Annotated in this window: 19 protein-coding genes and 1 riboswitch; of the genes, 8 read left to right on the top strand and 11 right to left on the bottom strand. The window is 62.6% G+C overall.

The annotated features are described in order from the left end of the window. The 10 genes from HHJ19_RS01145 to HHJ19_RS01100 form a co-directional block, all read right to left on the bottom strand. Positions 1-528, bottom strand: a 528-nt coding sequence (locus HHJ19_RS01145) for a cobalamin biosynthesis protein (protein WP_296903345.1), incomplete at its 3' end; no start/stop codon positions are given. A gap of 16 nt (positions 529-544) precedes the next feature. Further along, positions 545-1,246 carry a 5,6-dimethylbenzimidazole synthase gene (gene bluB / locus HHJ19_RS01140; RefSeq protein ID WP_296903343.1) on the bottom strand — a complete coding sequence of 234 codons (702 nt, stop codon included), beginning with the start codon at positions 1,244-1,246 and terminating at the stop codon, positions 545-547. A 127-nt stretch (positions 1,247-1,373) separates the two neighbouring features. Next, positions 1,374-1,955: a cob(I)yrinic acid a,c-diamide adenosyltransferase gene (gene cobO / locus HHJ19_RS01135; protein WP_296903342.1), complete on the bottom strand. Its 582-nt coding sequence runs from the start codon at positions 1,953-1,955 to the stop codon at positions 1,374-1,376. A 19-nt stretch (positions 1,956-1,974) separates the two neighbouring features. Next, positions 1,975-2,742 carry an ABC transporter ATP-binding protein gene (locus tag HHJ19_RS01130; RefSeq protein ID WP_296903340.1) on the bottom strand — a complete coding sequence of 256 codons (768 nt, stop codon included), beginning with the start codon at positions 2,740-2,742 and terminating at the stop codon, positions 1,975-1,977. Between the two features lie 23 nt (positions 2,743-2,765). Further along, positions 2,766-3,785 (bottom strand): iron ABC transporter permease, encoded by a 1,020-nt coding sequence (locus HHJ19_RS01125; RefSeq protein WP_296903339.1) that lies wholly within the window; start codon positions 3,783-3,785, stop codon positions 2,766-2,768. After that, the gene (locus tag HHJ19_RS01120; protein ID WP_296903337.1) at positions 3,782-4,651 is read right to left on the bottom strand and encodes an ABC transporter substrate-binding protein; all 870 of its coding nucleotides are present in this window, start codon (positions 4,649-4,651) and stop codon (positions 3,782-3,784) included. The genes HHJ19_RS01125 and HHJ19_RS01120 overlap by 4 nt, the downstream gene beginning before the upstream one ends. Further along, a complete protein-coding gene (gene cobU / locus HHJ19_RS01115) occupies positions 4,648-5,244 on the bottom strand; it encodes a bifunctional adenosylcobinamide kinase/adenosylcobinamide-phosphate guanylyltransferase (RefSeq protein ID WP_296903335.1) in 597 nt (198 codons plus the stop codon). The genes HHJ19_RS01120 and cobU overlap by 4 nt, the downstream gene beginning before the upstream one ends. Continuing rightward, entirely contained in the window at positions 5,237-6,088 is an 852-nt protein-coding gene (locus HHJ19_RS01110; protein ID WP_296903333.1) for a cobalamin-binding protein, read from the bottom strand. The genes cobU and HHJ19_RS01110 overlap by 8 nt, the downstream gene beginning before the upstream one ends. Continuing rightward, positions 6,081-7,433 (bottom strand): cobyrinate a,c-diamide synthase, encoded by a 1,353-nt coding sequence (locus HHJ19_RS01105; RefSeq protein WP_296903331.1) that lies wholly within the window; start codon positions 7,431-7,433, stop codon positions 6,081-6,083. Before HHJ19_RS01105 ends, HHJ19_RS01110 begins: the two co-directional genes overlap by 8 nt. Then, the gene (locus tag HHJ19_RS01100) at positions 7,418-9,241 is read right to left on the bottom strand and encodes a TonB-dependent receptor (RefSeq protein ID WP_296903329.1); all 1,824 of its coding nucleotides are present in this window, start codon (positions 9,239-9,241) and stop codon (positions 7,418-7,420) included. Before HHJ19_RS01100 ends, HHJ19_RS01105 begins: the two co-directional genes overlap by 16 nt. Positions 9,242-9,324: 83 nt before the next feature. Continuing rightward, a riboswitch (cobalamin riboswitch) is annotated at positions 9,325-9,614 on the bottom strand. A gap of 35 nt (positions 9,615-9,649) precedes the next feature. Here HHJ19_RS01100 and HHJ19_RS01095 point away from each other — a divergent pair. From HHJ19_RS01095 to HHJ19_RS01085, 3 genes are all read left to right on the top strand, one after another. Then, complete coding sequence (locus tag HHJ19_RS01095) at positions 9,650-9,898, top strand: DUF904 domain-containing protein (protein ID WP_296903327.1); 249 nt, start codon at positions 9,650-9,652, stop codon at positions 9,896-9,898. Beyond that, entirely contained in the window at positions 9,895-10,230 is a 336-nt protein-coding gene (locus HHJ19_RS01090; protein WP_296903325.1) for a cell division protein ZapA, read from the top strand. The genes HHJ19_RS01095 and HHJ19_RS01090 overlap by 4 nt, the downstream gene beginning before the upstream one ends. 312 nt (positions 10,231-10,542) lie before the next feature. Beyond that, on the top strand, positions 10,543-11,358 hold the full coding sequence (locus HHJ19_RS01085; RefSeq protein ID WP_296903313.1) for a sulfite exporter TauE/SafE family protein: 816 nt from the start codon (positions 10,543-10,545) through the stop codon (positions 11,356-11,358). A 39-nt stretch (positions 11,359-11,397) separates the two neighbouring features. On the opposite strand, the gene rraA is transcribed toward HHJ19_RS01085, so the two are convergent. Next, positions 11,398-11,910, bottom strand: coding sequence for a ribonuclease E activity regulator RraA (rraA, locus tag HHJ19_RS01080; protein ID WP_296903346.1), 513 nt, complete (start codon positions 11,908-11,910; stop codon positions 11,398-11,400). A 363-nt stretch (positions 11,911-12,273) separates the two neighbouring features. On the opposite strand from rraA, the gene HHJ19_RS01075 reads away from it, so the two are divergent. The 5 genes from HHJ19_RS01075 (at position 12,274) to HHJ19_RS01055 (ending at position 17,197) form a co-directional block, all read left to right on the top strand. Beyond that, positions 12,274-12,723 (top strand): SWIB/MDM2 domain-containing protein, encoded by a 450-nt coding sequence (locus HHJ19_RS01075; RefSeq protein WP_296903312.1) that lies wholly within the window; start codon positions 12,274-12,276, stop codon positions 12,721-12,723. A gap of 371 nt (positions 12,724-13,094) precedes the next feature. Next, positions 13,095-14,105, top strand: a complete 1,011-nt coding sequence (locus tag HHJ19_RS01070) for an ABC transporter permease subunit (RefSeq protein ID WP_296903311.1) — start codon at positions 13,095-13,097, stop codon at positions 14,103-14,105. Further along, positions 14,102-15,007, top strand: coding sequence for an ABC transporter permease subunit (locus HHJ19_RS01065; protein WP_296903310.1), 906 nt, complete (start codon positions 14,102-14,104; stop codon positions 15,005-15,007). The genes HHJ19_RS01070 and HHJ19_RS01065 overlap by 4 nt, the downstream gene beginning before the upstream one ends. A gap of 166 nt (positions 15,008-15,173) precedes the next feature. Next, positions 15,174-16,190, top strand: a complete 1,017-nt coding sequence (locus HHJ19_RS01060; RefSeq protein WP_296903308.1) for an ABC transporter ATP-binding protein — start codon at positions 15,174-15,176, stop codon at positions 16,188-16,190. Beyond that, on the top strand, positions 16,187-17,197 hold the full coding sequence (locus tag HHJ19_RS01055; RefSeq protein ID WP_296903307.1) for a peptide ABC transporter ATP-binding protein: 1,011 nt from the start codon (positions 16,187-16,189) through the stop codon (positions 17,195-17,197). Before HHJ19_RS01060 ends, HHJ19_RS01055 begins: the two co-directional genes overlap by 4 nt. The last annotated feature ends 90 nt before the right edge of the window (positions 17,198-17,287 follow it).

Here is a 17,287-nt window from a genome sequence, read left to right as displayed (position 1 = left end):
AAGCGACTCGATGGCGCTTTCGCGCACTTCGCACCCGCTCAGCAGTGTGGTGTCGCGGCTGACCAGCATGGCCAGACGAGCGCGTCCGGCTGCCAGGGACTGTTGCAGCGCGGCCTCGACCGCGCCGACCTCATCGCGCAGCATGCGCCACGAGAGCATCGACTTGAGCAAACAGGCCATCAGCACCAGAGCGATGCCACGAGCCAGGTCCGGTGTAACCCCGCCCTGGGCGACATGCCGAAAGGCCAGCGCCTGCAGCTCCCAGGCCAGCGTGCCCGTGACCAGCACGCCCAGCCACCAGGCGACGGCCCCGAACACGAACGCAGGCCCCGGGCGGCATCGCACGGTGACCCGACCGCAGATCTGCAGGTAGCGCCCCATCCCGACCACCGGATGCACCCAGCCCGGCGGCTCGCCAAAACGAACGTCAATCCACAGGGCCAGCAGCAGCACCAGCGCAACGACCAAGCCGATCAGGCCAGCCGTGCTGGCAAGTCCGGGCAGAGGGTTGAAAAGGTTCCAGGTCATCAGCAAGGCAGGCGCGTCAGTTGGGTTGGCTGACCGCTGCAACAGGAGCGGTCAGCTGACCCCAGTGGTCATCAAATACCATGTCGGCCAAATCGGCGCGCCGCGCCCATTTTTCGGCCTGCAGCATGGGCTGCTCATAAAAAGCCTGGACGGGGCCGAGGCACAACACGGCGATGGGTTTGCTGCCCTCGGGCATCCGCAGCAAACGGCCCAGCTGCAGCGGGCAAAAAATCGAGACCCAGCCCATGCCCAGCCCTTCAGACCGGGCTGCCAGCCAGAGGTTCTGAATCGCGCAGGCTGCGGAGGCCAGATCCATTTCGGGCAGGGTGCGGCGGCCAAACACATGCTGATCGCGACCCGGCGGCAACGCCACCACCAGCAGCTCGGCGGCGTCCAGCACGCCCTGCACCTTGAGTTTCATGAAGTCGTCCTCCCGCTCGCCAAGGGCCTGCGCCGTCAACACGCGCTCCTGCTCGACCAGCGCATGCACGCTTTCGCGCAGCGGCTGGCTGCGAATGCGGATGAAGCGCCAGGGCTGCATGAACCCCACGCTGGGCGCGTGGTGCGCGGCCGAGAGCAGGCGCTGTAGCAGCGCATCGTCCACTGAGCCGCCGCTGAAGTGGCGCATATCGCGCCGCTCGTAAATGGCGCGGTAAACCGCCTGACGCTCGGCCAGACTGAAGGCGCTTACCGTGGAGAAAGAAGGTGTTGCGTTCAACTACCGACTCCGGCAGGGCTGGAGACGCGGGAAAATCGCAGCGGGCAGCCAGGAATCAGAGCCGCGCCAGGACACGCCGTAGTGCGCGGGCGCGAGATTGGCATGCACTGCCAATTTTCCGGCATCTTCAATCTTCGATGCCGCGCTGGGCTGGAATACCGGCGTTAAAGGCATGCTTGACCTTGCTCATCTCCGTCACCGTATCGGCCAGCGCGATTATTTCAGGTGGGCAGCGCCGACCGGTAATGACGACGTGCACGTCTTGCGGGCGATCCCGCAGCGTCTGCAACACCTCATCGAGCGGCAGCCAGCCGTAAATCAGCGGATAGGTCAGCTCGTCGAGCACCACCATGAAGTTGTCGCCGCCGAGGATGGCTGCGCTGGCTTTCTCCCAGCCAGTGCGCGCCAGCTCGGCCGAGTGCGCCAGGTCCTGGCTTTTCCAGCTGAAGCCGTCGCCCAGCCCTTCAATCGGAATACCGAGCTGTTCAAACATGCGGTGCTCGCCAAAACGGGCGCTCGGCACCTTCATGAACTGAAATATTTTCACGGCCTTGCCATGCACATGGTGGCGACCCTGCGCGCGCAGCGCCAGGCCGAAGGCGGCGGTACTTTTGCCCTTGCCATCGCCGGTGTTGACGATAAGCAGGCCGCGTCGTTCACCCTCGGGCTTGTCGTAGGGTTTGTCGGCCGGTGGCGTTTCGATTTGCATCAGCTGGTCTTTCAGAAAGTCATATTTTGGGCAGGGCTACCCATTGGCCGGCGAGTGGAAAGATTGAAATCCTGTGATCAAACACTTGCTCCAGCGCCCGCTGCGTGGCCGCCTCGCTGCAACCGCCCTGGTGCGTCACACGGCCCTGCTCCATGACAACCATCTCGTCGGCCTGCAGCGCAAACGAGATTTCATGCAGCACGCTGACCACGGTTTTGCCACTGGCGGCCAGCGCGCGCACCATCAACAGCCAGTCGGTCTGGTGCGGCGGGTCCAGGTTGGCGAGCGGCTCGTCCATCAACAGCACCTGCGCCTCGACCGCCAGCGCGCGCGCCAGCAGGACGCGCTGGCGCTCGCCGCCCGAGAGCTGGCCGAGCGCCCTGCCCCGCCAGTCCCAGGCTTGGGTGGCACGCAGGGCGCGCTCGACGGCGGCATGGTCAGCGGCGCTGGGCGGCGCCAGCCAGGCCTGGTGCGGCAAGCGGCCCAGCATCGCGACGTCATACACGGTCAGGTCGTCGGCCGAGTTTTCGTTCTGCCCCAGCCACGACAGCTGCCGCGCCCGTTCACGCCCGCGCAGGGTGGAGAGCGGCTGACCGAGCAAGGCCACTTCGCCGCTATGCGCCAGCAAGCCTGCCAGCACCTTGAGTAAAGTTGACTTGCCGGCGCCGTTGGGGCCGACGATGCTGGTCCAGCGCCCGGCCGGCAAGGCCAGCGAAATAGCGTGCAAGACCTCGGCATCTCCAAGCCTGGCGCTGACGGACACCGCGTGGACGGCGATTGAATTCATGGCCGCTGGAAGACTGGACGATTTCACAGTCCGCCCCCGCGTCCGGTGTTGCGGTGCATCAGCCACAGCAGATAGCTGCCCCCCAGCACGGCGGTCAGCACACCCACGGGCAGCTCCTGCGGAGAAATCAGCCCCCTTGCAAGAATATCGGCGGCAGTGAGCAGCACCGCGCCCGTCAGGCTGGACAGAACGATCAACCGGCCATGCGTGGTCTTGACCACCGAACGCACTAGGTGCGGCGCAGCCAGGCCGACAAAGGCAATCAGGCCGGTTTGCGCAACCGCCGTGCCGGTGGCCAGTGCCAGCACTGCCACCAGACCCGCCCGCATTTGGGGCAGTGGCAACCCCAGGCTGTGCGCGGTCGCCTCGCCCAGCGCCAGACCATCGAGCGCATGGCTCATCATCCAGGAGGCCACCTGGGTGGCAAAAAAAACGCCACACCTCATCGCGCAAGCGGTCCAGCCGACAAAGCCGGTACTGCCCAGCATGAAAGACTGCATCGACTGCATGATGTCGGGGTTCAGCAGCAAGAGAAGCGATGTCATGGCGCCCAGCACCACGCCGACAATCACGCCCGCCAGCAGCAGCCGAAGCGTGTGCTGCACGCCCTTGGCCAGCAGCAGCGTCAGCAGCACGGCCAGCACGGCGCCTGTAAAGGCAGCGCCGGTCAACCCGATGCGCGCCAGCCATTCGGTCGCCATCGGCGAGACGCCAAACAGCACCATCGCTAGCGCCACGCCGAGCGACGCCCCCGAGGCGCTGCCCAGCAAATACGGGTCGGCCAGCGGGTTGCGGAACAGCCCTTGCGCCACGGCGCCGGCCAGGCCCAGCAAGGCGCCCGCCAGCCAGGCGCCGACGGTACGCGGCAGGCGAATCTCCCGGATGATCTGCAGGGCCTGCGGGTCGCGCTGCATGGCCAGCACGCTGTCAAGGCCCGTGCTGCCCACACTCACGCCCAGCAGCAGCAACCCAGCCGTGGCGAGCAGCAAGCCGGTGGCAAGCCAGGCGGCATTGCGCTTTTGCCGGTTGAAGGCAAGGCTCATCGGGCCTTGTCCTCCAGGCATCTGGCCATGATTCGCGCGGCCTCTGCCATGCGCGGGCCCGGCCTGACAAGCACGTCGGATTCATCAGGGGAAAATACGCAAATGCGCTTTTCACGCATTGCCTTGATGCTGTTCCAGCCCGGATAGGCCAGCATGGCCTGCGCGCTGCGGCTGCCCACCATGATCACATCGGGATTGGCGCGCACCACGAACTCGGGGTTGAGCCGTGGAAAAGGGCCGAGCGAAGCAGGCACCACGTTCTTCACGCCGAGTCGGGTAAGGGTTTCGCCGATAAAGGACGACTCGCCCGCGGCATACGGCCCGCGGTTGACTTCAAAATACACGCGGGTATTTTTGGCCCTGGGCGACAAAGACTGGCTTGCGGCCGACACGCCGCTGTCGATGAGGCGCCACAGACGATCGGCGCCCGCTTCGCCGGGTACGTCGAGCAGCAGACCAAGTTTATTCAGCACGCGCCTGACATCAGCGTGGCTTTTCGGCTCCAGCGCCACCACCTTGATGCCAAGTTCCTCCAGTCGCTGGCTGGCGCGCGACGAGGTGGCGAGCACCACCACGTCGGGTTTGAGCGCGACGATGCCTTCGATGTTCGGGTCCAGTCCGCCGCCCAGCACGGGCAGGCGCCGCACGCTGGCCGGATAAGTCGAGTAGCGGTCCACTCCGACCAGGCGCTGGCACTGTTCCATGGCGCAAATGCTTTCAGTCAGCGAGGGCAGCAGGCTGACGATGCGTTGCGGACTTTGTGCAAACGTCACGCTCACGCCGCGGTCGTCCAGCAGCTGCAGCGCATGGGCCGGCGCCAGCGCGGCTAGGCAAAGCACCAGCCACAGCGCGGCAACTTTTTTCATGGCTGGCCTTTCAGCGTGAGCGGCAAACCGGCCACCATCAACGTCACGCGCTGGCAGACTTGCGCCAGGTCCTGGTTGAGCAGGCCCAGTGCATCGACGAAGTCGCGCGTCTCGCGCCCGAGCGGAATCACGCCCAGGCCAATCTCGTTGCCGACCAGCACCAGCGGGCCGGTCGTCTGCTTTACTGCTCCTGAAATCATAGCTAACTGTGACCGAAAATACTGGACCTGCGGCATTTTTTGTTCAAAGTCATCGACTGGCATGAGCAAATTGGTCAACCACAGGGTCAGGCAATCGACCACGACCAGCGTGTCGGTATTGCTGTGGCTGGCCAGGGCCTGCGCCAGCTGCAGCGGCTCTTCCAGCGTGCGCATCGCGGGAACGCGTTCGGCGCGGTCCTGCCGGTGGCGGGCAATGCGCCCGCGCATCTCCTCGTCCCAGGGCTGGGCGGTGGCAATCAGCACCGCCTTGTGCCCTGGCGATTGGCCCAGCCAGTCACTGGCAAGCGACTCGGCACGGCGCGATTTTCCGCTTTTCTGACCGCCCAGAATCAGCTCGCTACGGCCAAACCCCAATGTCGCCAAATCAGTCATGGGCCTGACTCCAGTCGAGGATGAGCCGGTGCAACTTCTCCACGCCATCCGTCAATGCAGCGGGACCGGGCTGCAGAATCTCGGGCGACTTGATTTCAAACAGCTGATTGCGCCTGATGGCAGGCACGTTTTCCCAGCCCGGCCTGGCGGCAACCAGTTCGGGTCGGAACTTCTTGCCGCACCACGAGCCGAAAATGATGTCGGGCTTGCGCCGCACAATTTCCAGTCCGTCGGCAATGATTCGGTCCTTGCCCATGGCCTGCGCGGCCAGTTCGGGAAAGCAGTCGTCGCCGCCAGCGATGCCGACCAGCTCGGACACCCAGGCGATGCAGCTGATGTGCGGGTCATGCCACTCCTCAAAATACACGCGTGGCCGGCGCCTGAGCGTGCGCGCCGCCTGTTCAATCGCCAGCAGCCGCTGCTGCATGGCCTGAATCAGCGCCAGGCCGCGCCCAACCTGGCCGACCATGGCGGCGAGCTGGTACATCATGGAGAAAATTTCGGCCACGCTGCGCTGATTGAAGATGGTGACCTGAATACCCTTCCTCACCAGCTGCGCCGCAATATCGGCCTGCAGGTCTGAAAAGCCGATCACGCAGTCAGGCCGCAGCTCGACAATCTTGTCGATTTTGGCGCTCAGATAAGCGCTGACCTTGGGCTTTTCTTCGCGCGCGCGAGGCGGACGTACGGTGTAGCCTGAAATGCCGACAATGCGCCGTTCTTCTCCAAGCAGGTAAAGCCACTCGGTGGGCTCTTCGGTCAGGCAGACGATGCGCTGCGGACCGTAGGCCGAGTTGTCCCTGCTGCTTGCAAGCGTGCGCCAGTCGCCTGATTTTTCAGTCATGGTTTTCCTTTAAAAACAGCCGTGCCGTGGTGGCTGGACTGGACGCAAACCAGGCGTGAAAATAGCTGGCCTGAACCCCGCCGGTTCCATACAGGGCCTCGCCTTCACCGCGCAATGTCCGCCCCGGCGCGGCCTGGCTACGGCTGACGACCGGCAGGGGCGTGGTGCAAGTAGAGTAATGAAAAGTGTGGCCACGCAAGCTGCCACCCGCCACTTCCAGCTGTTGCGGCCCCAGCGCAACCAGACGTTGCTGCATCGTCACGCGGCCCGGCAACACGCCCCAAAGGATGTGGCTTACGCCCTCGATATCAGTGAGTTGCTCAAAAAGAGCCATCATGCCGCCACATTCTGCCCAGGCTGGCTTGCCAGCCTGAACATGACTGGCAATACCGGCTTTCATGGCGACATTCGCAGCGAGGGCCTTTGCATGCAGCTCGGGATAACCACCGGGCAGCCAGAGAGCGTGACAAGGGGGCAGCACGCTGTCCCGCAGCGGCGAGAAATAAACCAGCTCGGCACCCATCGCCTGCAGGCAGTCGAGATTGGCCGCGTAGATGAAACAAAAGGCGGCATCGCGTGCCACCGCAATCGTCTGGCCTTGCAGGGCGCGTGCGGGGAAGTCAGGGACTGCTTCCTCGCCGGCCGCGAACGTCACCGACCAGGCCTGCAAATCTTGGGTGCACATTTTCCCCAGCGCGGTTTCAGCCAGCGCGTCGGCCACGGCATCGAGTCGCTCCATCGCATCGCCGAGCTCGTGGTCCATGACTAGGCCCAGGTGGCGCTCGGGCAGCGTGAAGTCAGCACTTCGCTCCAATGCGCCCAGCCATTGGGCCGGGTCGCGCAGGCTGGCCTGCAGCATGGCCGCATGGCCCGGAGAAGCAACGCGGTTGGCCAGCACGCCGGCAAAAGACAGGCCTTCGCGATAGTGCTGCAGACCCCAGGCCAGCGCGCCAAAAGTGCCCGCCATGGCGCTGGCGTCAATCACCGTCAACACCGGCAGGGCGAAACGTTGCGCCAGATCAGCCGCGCTGGGCTGACCGTCAAACAGGCCCATCACGCCCTCGACAATGATGAGGTCGGCCTGCAGCGCGGCAGCAAAAAGGCGCCTGGCGCAGTCAGCCTCGCCGGTCATCCACAAGTCCAGCTGGTGCACGGGCGCGCCGCTGGCCAGCGCCAGCCAGTAGGGGTCAAGAAAGTCGGGCCCGCATTTGAAGACACGCACCCGCCGGCCCTGCCGCGCATGCAGGCGGGCCAGCGCGCAGGCCACCGTGGTCTTGCCCTGGCCCGAGGCCGGAGCGGCCACGAGCAACACCGGGCAGCTCGCCGTTTTTACTTCGGCGCCCACTTCACGCCCACGTAAAAAGAGCGACCCGCTGTGGCGTAAGTGCGGGCCAGTTCATAACGCTTGTCGGCCAGATTGTCCACGCGCGCCAGCAAGGTCCAGTCCTTGGCAAGCGGCGTGCTCGCGCTCAGGTTAAGCAGGCTATAGCCGCCCAGGGGCCGGGTGTTGGCGGCGTCATCGAAGCGCTGACCCGAGAACTGAGCCTCGGCACCAAGTTGCCAGGCGCCGGCGCGGGTGTCGGCGGTCAGCGTGCCGTGTTGTCTGGCACGCCGGGCCAGTTGCTTGCCGGTGCTCAGGTCACGCGGATTTTGCAGGTCAAGCGAAGCCCCCAGGTTGACATTGCCCACCATTTGGGAGGCGCTCAGCGTGGCACCGGAATACTCGGCGCGTGCGGTGTTGGCATAGCAGCCGTAAGGCGAGACACAAGTGCCTGCGCCGGCGAAGCTGATCAGGTTGTCCACCTTGCTCCGGTAGGCTACCAGCCCGACGCTGCTGTCGCTGCGCGACCAGCGCAGACCCAGCTCGACGTTGCGGCTGCTCTCGGGCACCAGCGTTGACACGCCGTACTCGCTGAAGCGCTGGTACAGCGTCGGTACCCGAAATGCCGTGCCAGCCGAGGCCGAGGCGCGCCATTCGGGGGTGAATGCGTAGGCATAGGCAGCGCTGCCGGTGGTCTTGCCGCCGAACTCGCTGTCTTTGTCATGCCTCAGGTTGAGCTGGACGCTGTGGCTTTTGCTGGCAAAGCTGTAACCCAGCGCTACCGCATCCTGCGAACGACCCTTGTCAATCGGCGCATTGCGCAGTTGGTCTACCTTGCGCTCGAGTGCTGCAGTCAGCAGATGACTCCCCACGCGAAACTCATTTTGCAGGGTGTAGCCGCGCAGGTTGGTGAGAGTCAGATAAGGCGACGGCGAGGTTTCGTAGCGATCACGCGAGTCGGTGACCGACAGGCGCGTGCTCCAGATATCGGTCCACTTCGCCTGCCAGTTCAGCCCGATGGCCTGAAGCTTGTGCAGGCTGCGGTCGTCCTCGCCCAAGCCGTTGTCGTAACCGGAGTTAGAGTCGCTCGACAGGGCCGTCGCCTCAAGCCGGTGCGCTTGGTTAACCTGAAAGCCAAGCCGCAGGTTGGCAGACTGGCTGCGGTAGCCGTCGCGGTCAGGGTTCTGGGTGGCTATAGGTCGGGCATTAAAACCGTCACTTTTTTCGTACGCCAGACCCAGCGCGTAATCAAAGCCTCCGCTCGCACCGCTGAAGCCGGCATCGACCTTGCGTGTGTTGTAGGTGCCCACACCCACGCCCGCAAAAGGTGCAAAGCCCTCTTCGCCGCGTTTGGTGAACAGCTGTATGACGCCGCCCATCGCGTCGGAGCCGTAAACCGCACCGGCCGGGCCGCGCAGTATCTCGATGCGGTCGATCAACGCCAGCGGAATGCTTTCCCAGCTAGCCCCGCCAGTGGATTGCGAATCCACCCGGACTCCATCGATATAGACCGCCGTAAAGCGGGACTCGGCCCCACGCAGAAACACGCTGGTCGTGGCGGCAGGACCGCCGTTGCGTGAAATTTCGATGCCCGGAACGCGTTTCAGGACATCCGCCAATCCGACAGCGCCGCTGCGTTCAATCAGCGCGCGGTCAATGATGGTGACGTCGGCCACCACATCCTCCACGGGTTGGGCGCTGCGAGTGGCCGTCACGATGGTTTCCCTCAGTTGCGGCGTGACCTGCGTTTGTGAAAAAGAAATCATCGGGAATGCAGCAGCCAAAGCCAGCGGCAGCCCGGCCAGGCGGGCATTAAAAATACAGGTTTTCATGGATAAACAATCAACGAACTGCCCTCACCGGCTTCCCCGCCAGTGCATGAGCGTTACAAATGCGCGAGTCCTCGAAAAAAGACGCACGCATTCACCTTGTTGGCCGGTATCCGGGCTGACGGAACTGATCTCATCGCCTTCCCAAGCGCGTGTTCAAAACGCTCAGTGACTCATGATGAAAGCTGAATGCGTCCTGAGCAATAAAGTCGGGAGTGGCATTCGTCCGTTTACCGTTGCGGGGGCAGCGCAGGTTAGAAATCGCAGCGCTTGCAAGACGGTTAGTTCCGCGATGCATGGCTTTGGCTTCCTCCTGCTTCCCGTTGAACTGCGGCGTGTGAACCACACCGCGAGCACCAACAAAAAGGATTCTACGCGGCAAAATTCCGCTCACCCTACAATCAGTTGCCCATGTCGAACAAACTCCCAGTCGACCAAATCGACCAAATCACCGAACGCGTTGAACGGCTCCTGCTACGCTATGAGGAAATACAGCGTACCAACGCGCTGCTCTGCGAGCAAGTCAACGTCCTCACGCTGGAGCGCGATTCGCTCCGGTCCAGATTAAGCGCAGCGCGCGCCCGGGTCGATGCACTGATCGAACGGCTGCCCGAAAGCATGGGTCTCCCGACCGATAGTTCTGCGGATACCGCGCGATGAAACAGCTCCAGGTACAGATCATGGGGCAAAACTATTTGCTGGGCTGCCCCGAGAACGGCGATGAGCGCCTGCTTCAAGCCGTTGGCATGGTGGACGAGGCCATGTGCAAAATTCGTGACGCAGGAAAAGTCAAGGCCAGGGACCGGATCGCGGTGCTGGCCGCGCTGAACCTCGCGTTCGAGCTGGCGGAACGCGCTCCCGCTGCGACAGTGCCACCTCAGCAATCCCTGCCGATGGATCAAGCCCGGGATGGCGCCCCTGAAGCGCCGCAGCTATCGGCCTTGCTGCAGCGCCTGGACGTTGTGCTGGGAATCGACGGACGACTGCTGTAAGTTTTCAGGCGCGGTGTTTGCCGGTGGCGCAGCCCATAACAGCCTACAATCGATGGGTCTGCGATGCGCATTGGGCTTTACATTTCCTTGAACCAATGCTCCACGAGCACGGGCTTGGTAAATTGTCTGGCTGGTGTGATCGTCTCGCGTTAGACGAACCCGAAACCTGACTGCCCTCGCCCACCTGAACCCCGGTTCAGGATGACGGTCCAGTGGCATTCGCAGACACCCTTTTTTTCTTTCCAGTTCCAGACAATCCGCCCTTTTCTCCGGGGCGCGTTGGTTGGTGCTGTCCGCCACGCATAAAAACCCATGATGCTAGAACCTTTGCTGATCGTTGAGCTCGCCGTGCTGGGCGTGGGAACCGGCTTTCTCGCAGGCCTGCTGGGCATCGGCGGCGGCATGCTGATGGTGCCATTCCTCACCCTCATTCTGGCAAACCGCAGCGTTTCCCCGGATCTTGCGGTGAAAATGGCAATTGCCACCTCCATGGCCACCATCATCTTTACCTCCCTCTCCAGCGTTCGGGCACATCACCAACGCGGCGCCGTGCGCTGGGACATCGTGAAGCGGCTGGCGCCCGGCATTGTGATGGGCAGCATCATTGGCAGCCTGGGCGTGTTCGCATTGCTCAAAGGCTCTTACCTCGCCATTTTTTTTGGCCTGTTTGTGAGCTTTTCAGCCACCCAGATGTTCCTGGACAAAAAGCCCAAGCCGACGCGCCAGATGCCCGGCACAGGCGGGCAGTTGGCGGCGGGCGGTTTTATCGGTTTTCTTTCGGGGCTGGTTGGCGCGGGCGGCGGTTTTATCAGCGTCCCCTTCATGACCTGGTGCAACGTGCCGATTCACAATGCTGTCGCCACCTCGGCGGCGCTTGGGTTTCCGATCGCCATGGCCAACGTGCTGGGCTATGCCATCAGCGGGCAAAGTGTGCAGAACCTTCCGGAAGGCGCTTTCGGCTATATCTGGCTGCCCGCCCTGCTGGTGATTGCGGTGTGCAGCTTTGCCACCGCGCCGCTGGGCGCCCGTGCCGCACACAATATTCCGGTCGGCAAGCTCAAGCGGGTATTCGCCAGCATCCTGTATGTGCTGGCGGCGTATATGCTCTATAAAGGCCTCAAAGGCTGAGCGCGCCGCGCAAGCAACGACAACCCACTGCAAGCTCGCTCAGGCTACGGCGGCCTCATGCATGAGCACCATGCCATCCTTATCGGCGTAAAGCCAGTCACCCGGGCGTATCCACACGCCCTGAATCTGCACCGTAAGGTCGAGTTGGCCTTGCTGGCGTTTTTCGGTCGGCATGGGCATGGCCGCCAGCGCCCGTATCCCCGTTCGGCACTGCGCCAGTTCTGCCACGTCGCGCACGCAGCCATCAATGACGACACCCGACCAGCCATTCCTTGCGGCCGCCATGGCCAGGTTGCCTCCAAGCAGGGCGCGGCGCAAGGATGCACCGCCATCCACGACCAGCACCCGGCCAGCCCCAGCCGAATCTACTGTGGCCTTGACGAGCGTGTTGTCCTCAAAGCATTTGAGGGTGACCACCTGCCCGCTGAATTTTTGAACCGCGCCAAAGTCCATGAATACTGGTGGCAACACCCTGAAGTTACCCGAACTGTCATTTTTATGGGCATCGCACAAATCACAGGTTGCAAAAGGCAGGGCGCTGGCTTCAGTCATTTTCAAAACAATTTCCTCGTTGATGAGTGTTGAGTATTCCGTGTCCACCGGCGGCATGATTTGCCATTAACGCCGCCTGGCTCTGCGCCTTGCGCGACTTGGAATCACGAGTCACTGGCGTATTTTCAGGCTTTTCCGGGTGGTCTTATTTCAGCTCAAGTAAGTAGTCCGAAGCAAGCATAGGGCTGGTTGAAGCCAGCCGAAGATGATTTTTTCGATTCTCAGAGGTAAATCTGCAACATCGGTACGTAAATAAAGTGCTTTTTCACTATGAAACCGGGTTTTTCTCCAGTAGCATCCGCTTTGCCACAGGGGAGTCGTTATTCCGGTGGTGATTTGTCAACTTCTGGAAGGAAATCAATCATGGCAACTGCAAAAAAGGCACCGGCAAAAAAAGCACCCGCAAGCAAGGCTGCTCCGGCAAAGAAAGTAGCTGCTAAAAATGCAGCTCCCGCAACCAAGGTTGCCGCGAAAAAAGCGGCACCAGCCAAAACGGTAGCAGCGAAAAAAGCAGCTCCCGCAAAAAGTGCGGCAGCTGCGAAGAAAGCCGCTCCGGCCAAAAAACGCACACCCAACGCTGCGTTCATGAAGGCGCTGACCTTGAGCCCCGCGTTGGCTGCAGTGGTGGGCGACAAGCCTTTGCCACGCACCGAGATTGTCAGCAAGCTCTGGGTTTACATCAAAGCCAAAGACCTGCAGGACAAACTCAACAAGCGCATGATCAACGCCGACGAAAAGCTGCGCGCGGTGTTTGGCAAAGCCCAGGTCTCGATGTTCGAGATGGCAGGCCTGATCGGCAAGCACGTCAAGTAAGCAATCCGTCTGCACTTCAGAAAGGTCGATCCCGTCGACCTTTTTTTAAGTCAGCAGCACCAGCGTCATGCGCGGTCGGGCAATCGGGCGATCGCCAGGCTAACCGGAACAACCCCGGGTACCACCAAAAATACGCGCCAACAATACGGGTAAATGGGGAGCGCCCTGCCAGGAGAGCGGCCAGACGGCCGCGCCGATGTGGCTATGATTACACGGTATCCGCAACGCCATGAGCAAGGCCGGGCAACCAGAACAATATCTTCAGCGCAGAAGCATCCAGGCGAGCGGTGTCACGGCAACCGGCAGTGCATGCATGCCCGCCGGCCGTCTGCGCCAATTCGCATTGATTTGCGCTTAAGCTTTTCCACACAGTGCTACGCTTCATTTTTACCCGACTGAGCCTGATCATCCCCACCTTCCTGGGGATGACGCTGCTGGCGTTCTTCCTGATCCGCATGGTGCCCGGTGACCCGATCGAAACCATGGCCGGCGAGCGTGGCATCGATCCTGTTCGTCATGCCCAGTTGCTGAAGGAATACGGCCTGGACAAACCGGTCCTGGCGCAGTACGGCATCTACATTGCCCGCGTTCTCAAGGGAGATCTCGGCAAGTCACTCATCACGCAGGAAACCGTGATGCATGAGTTCACGGCGCTGTTTCCGGCGACCATTGAACTGGCAATCTGTGCCATTATTTTTGCCCTGCTGATCGGAATTCCCGCCGGCATTCTTGCAGCCGTCAAGCGCAATTCCATCCTTGACCATGGCGTCATGGGTATCTCGCTGACGGGCTACTCGATGCCGATTTTCTGGTGGGGCCTGCTGCTGATCCTGCTGTTCTCGGTGCAACTGGGCTGGACGCCGGTGTCAGGCCGTATTTCGGTCCAGTATTACATCGAGCCAACCACCGGCTTCCTGCTGATTGACTCGCTGCTGTCGGACGACAAGGGGGCCTTCTGGTCAGCGCTCAAGCACCTGATCCTGCCGACGATTGTGCTCGGCACCAACCCACTGGCGGTGATTGCACGCATGACCCGCTCGGCCATGCTCGAAGTGCTGGGCGAAGACTACATCCGCACCGCCCGCGCCAAGGGTCTGTCCAAGCTGCGGGTGGTGGCCGTGCATGCCCTGCGCAACGCGCTGATTCCCGTCATCACCGTGATCGGCCTGCAGGTAGGCGTCCTGTTCACGGGCGCGATCCTGACCGAAACCATTTTTTCCTGGCCCGGCGTCGGAAAATGGCTGATTGAAGCCATCAGCCGCCGCGACTACCCGGTCTTGCAAGGCGGCATTTTGCTGCTGGGCTCCATCGTGATGGCCGTCAATCTGCTGGTGGACATCACCTACGGAATCATCAATCCTCGAATCAGGCACCAGCGATGAGCACGGCCACCTTGAAATCACGCAGCACCGCAGCGCCTGCCCCTCCACACCCGCTGCGCGAGTTCTGGACATACTTCAGCGCCAACCACGGCGCGGTCATGGGCCTTGTCATTGTTCTGGGGGTACTGCTGATCGCACTGTTTGCCCCCTGGCTGGCGCCACACGCACCCAACATCACGGACAACGCCGTCTTCCTCAAGCCACCCGCCTGGCAGTCAGGCGGCTCCTGGTCCTACCCGCTGGGCACCGACGCCATCGGCCGGGACATCCTGTCGCGCCTGATGTATGGCGCGCGCCTGTCACTGGTCATCGGCCTGGCGGTGGTGGCCATTTCGGTCGTGGTGGGCACCGTGCTGGGCCTGCTGGCCGGGTATTTTCGGGGCATCTTCGAGATCGCCATCATGCGGCTGATGGACATCATCCTGACGCTGCCCAGCCTGCTGCTGGCGATCGTGATTGTGGCTATTCTGGGGCCTGGCCTGATGAATGCCATGCTGGCCGTGGCCATCGTGGTGCTGCCGCACTACGTGCGGATCACCCGTGCCGCGGTGATTGCCGAGACAACCCGTGATTACGTCACTGCCGCTCGCATGAGCGGCGCTGGCCGTGTCAGGCTGATGTTCAGTGAAATCCTGCCCAATTGCACCGCCCCGTTGATCGTGCAGGCCTCGCTCGGCGTTTCCACTGCCATTCTCGACGCCGCAGCGCTTGGCTTTCTGGGATTGGGAGCCCAGCCACCTTCCCCCGAATGGGGCACCATGCTGGCCGATGCCAGGGAATTTGTATTGCGCGCCTGGTGGGTCGTGACCTTTCCGGGGCTTGCCATTTTGATTACCGTGCTGGCCTTCAACCTGCTGGGCGACGGACTGCGTGATGCGTTCGATCCCAAACTAAAGCGATGATGGCCCTCCCCCTTCCCGGCTCGCTTCGTGTAGCCGAATCCTCGGGCTGGAGGCAACGCCTGCGGCCCGGCAAAACCGGTTCCGCGACGTTCGCTGGCAATGCGTCGGAGGGCTCGGCCACCAACCGTTTGCTGTCCTGCCTCCCGCCTTTTAAAAAGACCTGACATTGGCCCTGCTTGAAATAGAAAACCTGTCCGTCGAGTTCCCCTCGCAAAACGGTGTCATGCACGCCGTCGACGGTGTCAGCCTGTCGCTGGAGGAAGGCGAAGTGCTCGGCATTGTCGGCGAGTCGGGTTCCGGCAAGAGCGTGACCATGATGGCACTGATGGGACTGGTGGCCTATCCCGGCCGGGTCAGCGCCGACAAATTGCGTTTTGCCGGCCACGACCTGCTGGCATTGTCGGATCGCGAGCGCAGCAAGTTCACCGGCAAAGACGTGGCGATGATTTTTCAGGACCCCACAACCAGCCTGAACCCCTGCTTTACCGTGGGTTTCCAGATCACCGAAACCCTGCGCCTGCACCTTGGGCTGAACCGTAAGGCCGCCACGCGCAAAGCCATCGAACTGCTTGAGCAGGTCGGCATCCCGGCCGCTGAAAGCCGGCTAAAGGCCTACCCGCACCAGTTGTCAGGCGGTATGAATCAGCGCGTGATGATCGCCATGGCGATTGCCTGCAACCCGCGGCTGCTGATTGCCGACGAACCCACCACCGCCCTTGACGTGACGATCCAGGCGCAGATCCTGGACCTGCTGCGCAGCCTGCAGAAGGAACGCGGCATGGCACTGGTGCTGATCACCCACAACATGGGCGTCGTCTCGGAGATGGCGCAGCGCATCGCCGTGATGTACGCTGGCCAGATCATGGAAGAGCAGAGCGCGCACGCCCTCTTCAACACGCCCCAGCACCCTTACACCGAAGCGCTGCTGGCCGCCCTGCCCGAGCGCAGTGACGGCAGCACGCGGCTGGCCACCATTCCCGGCATGGTGCCCGGACTGTACGACCGGCCGGGCGGCTGCCTGTTCTCACCACGCTGCGTCTATGCGACGGCGCATTGCGCCGGCGAGCGCCCGTTGCTGCGAGGCTGGAAAGACGGCCTGGTGCGTTGCCACTACCCACTGGGCGACTCCGGCCGTGAAGCGGCCATGCGCGGCGATCTTGCACTGACGGAGGCGGCACCATGAGCACGCTGCTAAGCGCCAGCCCGCCAGCCGGCCAGCCGGTGGTAGAGGCCAAAAACCTCAAACGGGTCTATGAAATCCGGCGTGGCTTCCTGCGCGCGCCTGACCATCTGCAGGCTGTTGGCGGGGTCTCCTTCACGGTCCATGCAGGCAGAACACTGGCGGTCGTCGGGGAATCGGGTTGCGGAAAATCCACGCTGGCCCGGATGGTGTCGCTGATAGAAACCCCGACTGGCGGCCAGTTGCGCATTCAGGGAATTGATGCAGTCAATGCACCGAAGCAAGAGCGCGCCGGGTTGCGCAAAGCCGTGCAACTGGTGTTCCAGAATCCTTACGGCTCACTCAATCCGCGCAAAAAAATCGGCGCCATTCTGGAAGCACCGCTTGAGATCAACACCGCCATGCCAGCCGCCGAACGCGCCGTAAAAGCGCGCGCCATGCTGGCCCTGGTCGGCCTTCGCCCCGAGCACTACGACCGCTATCCGCACATGTTTTCCGGCGGGCAGCGCCAGCGCATCGCCATTGCGCGCGCCCTGATGCTCAACCCCACGCTGGTAGTGGCCGACGAACCGGTGTCCGCGCTGGACGTGTCGATCCAGGCGCAGGTGCTCAATCTGCTGGCCGACCTCCAACAGTCGCTAGGACTGGCCTACCTGTTCATCTCGCACGACCTGGGCGTGGTCCGTCACATTGCGCACGATGTGCTGGTGATGTATCTCGGTCATGCCGTCGAGCAGGGCGAAAAATCCGCCCTTTTTGCGCAGCCGCTTCACCCCTACACCCAGGCCCTGCTGGCGTCCACGCCGGGTCTTGCCGGCAGCAGCGCCGTCAAGCAGCGGATTGTGCTGAAAGGCGAGTTGCCCTCCCCGCTCAATCCGCCCACCGGTTGCGTTTTTTCAACCCGTTGCCCCCACGTCACCGACCGCTGCCGCGCCGAACGCCCGGCGTTGCGCGAAGTCGCCGGCCGTCAGGTAGCCTGTCACTATGCTGAAGATTTCCTCACTGCGTGACGCGGGAAATGATGCATATCTTGCATTCTTCCCAAGCCACGTATCCAATGACCGGGGGGCGCGCACCACGAGTGTTGCGCAAACCGGCCG

This window comes from Polaromonas sp. (genome assembly GCF_012927415.1).
Classification (GTDB): Bacteria; Pseudomonadota; Gammaproteobacteria; order Burkholderiales; family Burkholderiaceae_C; genus Polaromonas.
The sequence above is the reverse complement of the archived record's forward strand: the minus strand, read 5'-3'. Positions and strand labels throughout refer to the sequence as shown.